General features: G+C 70.7%; 2 protein-coding genes. Both read right to left on the bottom strand.

The features are described from left to right. Window positions 1–1,772, bottom strand: a 1,772-nt coding sequence (locus CM1CMNOD_RS14380; RefSeq protein ID WP_165490479.1) for a DUF58 domain-containing protein, incomplete at its 3' end; no start/stop codon positions are given. Window positions 1,773–1,832: 60 nt separating this feature from the next. Beyond that, a complete protein-coding gene (locus CM1CMNOD_RS14375) occupies window positions 1,833–2,858 on the bottom strand; it encodes an AAA family ATPase (protein ID WP_013874325.1) in 1,026 nt (341 codons plus the stop codon). Between the last annotated feature and the right edge of the window lie 307 nt (window positions 2,859–3,165).

The raw sequence follows: 3,165 nt of genomic DNA, 5'->3' as shown, positions 1-3,165 counted from the left end.
GCTGTCGGGCGTGCCGCGGGTTGGCGGGAGGCGGGTAGCGGTGCCGCACCGGCCGCGTCGGGAGGGAAGGCCCCTGAGTCACCGGTGGCCGAACCGGCAGCGGCTGGGCCAGCGGTGGTCGGCCAGGCGGCCGCTGGTCTGCCGGCCGTTGGTTCGCGGGCCGCCGAATTTCTGGCAGCCGAATCTCTGGCCGCCGAGTCGCCGCTGGCTGGCCGGGCGGCCGCCTGGCTGGCAGCGGTCGAGCCGGAGACAGTGGCCGAGCCAGGGGTGGCCGAGCCGGCGGTGGCCGAGCCGGCGGTGGCCGAGCCGGCGGTGGATGGCCACTCGAGCGGCTGATCCGACAAATGCAACATATCAGACGAATTTGACGAATTCGGATGGGGTGGGTTCGGGTTCAGCGGATGCCGTGGCTGTGGCGGCGCCGGCCGGTCATTGTGGATCAGGCCGGTGGTCGGGGAGCCGGCCCGATGCCCGGCCCCGCTGCCCCCACCGCCGCCGGCTGTGTTCCGCTCGGACGCCCGTGGCCACAGCGCGGCGAGGGTGTCGCCGTAGCCGGCGACGATCACGGTCCAGCCGTGACGCTGGAAGACCGCGCGGCAGGCGTGCAGGTTCTCCGGTCTGGCAGTCTCCTGCCTGGCGGCATCCTGCCTGACCACGGAGTGGTTCTCATCCCAGGTCGTGACGTCGACGAGCACAACCGTCGCGAGTGCGCCGCGCGGACGGGTTCTGGCGAGCATCCCGGCCCGTGCCGGCTCGGTGGCTCCGAGGACCGCCACGAGCATCCCGTCGCCAGCGAGGTGAGTCAGGTCACGTCGGCTGGGGATCGACGGGCCCGGGGATGCCGTACGGGGCGGCGGGCCGGCGTCGCTGGTGGTCACCACGGCGAGCGCGTCCAACAGCGCGGTGGGGCTGCGGGTCGGGTTACGCGACCGGCCCGTACCCGGTGTGGTCGTCACACCGGGTACGCCACCGTCACAGATCAGGTCGACCAGGTGATCGCTCTCGGCGAGATGCACCGCGACCGAGCCCGCGGCGCTGACCGCCCACTCGAACGAGGAGGCCGGCCCCTGGCCAGTCCAGGCCGCGGAGCGGGTGTCGAGCAGCACGGTCGCGCTGGCCGGGCGGGAGCTCTCCTCCCGGCGCACCATCAGCTCACCGGCGCGGGCGCTGGTTCGCCAGTGGATCCGTCGCAGGTCGTCCCCGGCCTGGTACGGGCGGGTGACGAAGTCGTCGGTCCCCATGGTGGGCCGGTCGCGTTGGCGGAGGTCGCCGATCATGGTCTGTCTGCCGGGGCGCGCCGCGGACAGTGTTTCCACCGGCGGGGTGACGACAAGCTCGCCGCGGCTGCGGAACGTGCGGGTGAGCTCGCACAGCCCGAACGGATCCGTGATCCGGATCGCCATCGGCCCGATCAGGTAACGGCCGCGCAGTTGGGGGCGAAGCTGATAGGTGAAGTACCGGGCGCCCCCCGGCTCCACCCGGTCGAGCACGAAGCGCGCCCGGAAGCCGAGATGGGCGGGGATGTCGTCATCCACCAGCAGCACCGAGGAGGAACGCCGACTCATGTTGTCGATCCGAACGCTGACCGACACCACCGCCCCCACGGTCGCGCGGGCGGGTACCAGGCGCCGGTGACAGGCGAGCCGGTAGCGGGTCCGGCACACGAACGCCGTCGCGCACACCGGCAGGGCGAGCAGCAGCAGGCCGACCCGCAGGAGGTCCTTCTCGCCGACCACGACCGCCAGCCCGCAGCAGACCAGCCCGGTGACCACGAAACACTGTCCGCGGACGGTCAGACCTCGTAAGGCCGCCAGGAAGTCCGACACGGCGATCTAACGGCCACGGTGCGACGGACGTGCCCCCCGGTGCGGGATGGGGACCCGGGCGAGGACGTCCGCGACGATCCGGGAGGCGGCCTCGGCGGACCCGCTCGACGCCGCGGTTTCCGCTCGGACCAGCAGCCGGTGGGTGAGGACCGGTTCGGCCATGGCCTGGACGTCGTCGGGGACGACGAAGGCGCGGCCGTCGAGGGCGGCATGGGCCCGGGCGGTTCTGATCAGGTGCAGGGTCGCACGCGGGGAGGCGCCCAGGACGAGTTCCGGGTGCCGGCGGGTCGCCGTCACGAGATCGATGATGTAGCGGCGCACCTCGTCGGCCACGTGCACCGAACGGACCAGGGAGATGAGTCTGGTGATCTCGGTGGCTTCGGTGACCGGGTCGACCGCGTCGAGAGGCTCGGTGTTTCCATGGCTGTCCAGCATGGCCAGTTCGGCCGCGGGCGACGGGTAACCCATGGACACTCGCGCGGTGAAACGGTCCCGTTGCGCCTCGGGCAGGGGATAGGTGCCTTCCATCTCGATGGGGTTCTGGGTCGCGACGACCATGAACGGCGATTCCAGGTGATAGGTGACACCATCAATGGTGACCTGGTGTTCCTCCATGCATTCGAGGAGTGCCGACTGCGCTTTGGGAGCGGCTCGGTTGATCTCGTCGGCTATGACCAGGTTGGAGAAGACCGGTCCGGGGCGGAACTCGAAGTCGCGGGTGTCCTGGTTGTAGACGCTCACCCCCGTGACGTCGCTGGGCAACAGGTCGGGTGTGAACTGGATACGGCGGACGCGGGCGTCGATCGAGCGTCCCAGCGCCTTGGCGAGCATCGTCTTGCCGACGCCGGGCACGTCCTCGATGAGCAGGTGGCCCTCGGCGAGCAGGACGACCAGGGATGTCCTGACCACCTCGGGCTTGCCGTCGATGACGCTCTCGACCGCGCGGGTCATGCGCGCCGCGACATCCGCGAGGTGGCGCAGGCCGGTCCCGGGCTCGCGCCACGGTATGACGCCGGGCTCCGTCACCGTCACGTCGGCCTCCGTCCTCAGATCGGCGAGGTGGGCCCGGCGGACCCCCCACAAGTGTGGCACCCGAGCAGAAGATGATCTTCACCGGTGGGAATCATCCGTCCGCTCCGTCCGGAAAGCGTACTCATTCGCGGCGGCGATCGAGGATAGCCGCTGCATCGGTTACCGGAGGTGTTTTTGGCATGTTCGGTCAAAAGACACATTGATGCCGGAGAGGTGATCTCCGAGGCCCGCCGAACGTGGGCGTGGGGGTGTCCGGAGTGTCGGACAGGTGGGGGGGAGTGGGGTACAGTGGCGCGCAGTGGGGGGC

Origin of the sequence: Protofrankia symbiont of Coriaria myrtifolia, assembly GCF_900634755.1 — a bacterium.
Taxonomy (GTDB): domain Bacteria; phylum Actinomycetota; class Actinomycetes; order Frankiales; family Frankiaceae; genus Protofrankia; species Protofrankia coriariae.
Note: the sequence above shows the minus strand (reverse complement) of the source record. Positions and strands in the feature narration are given on the sequence as shown.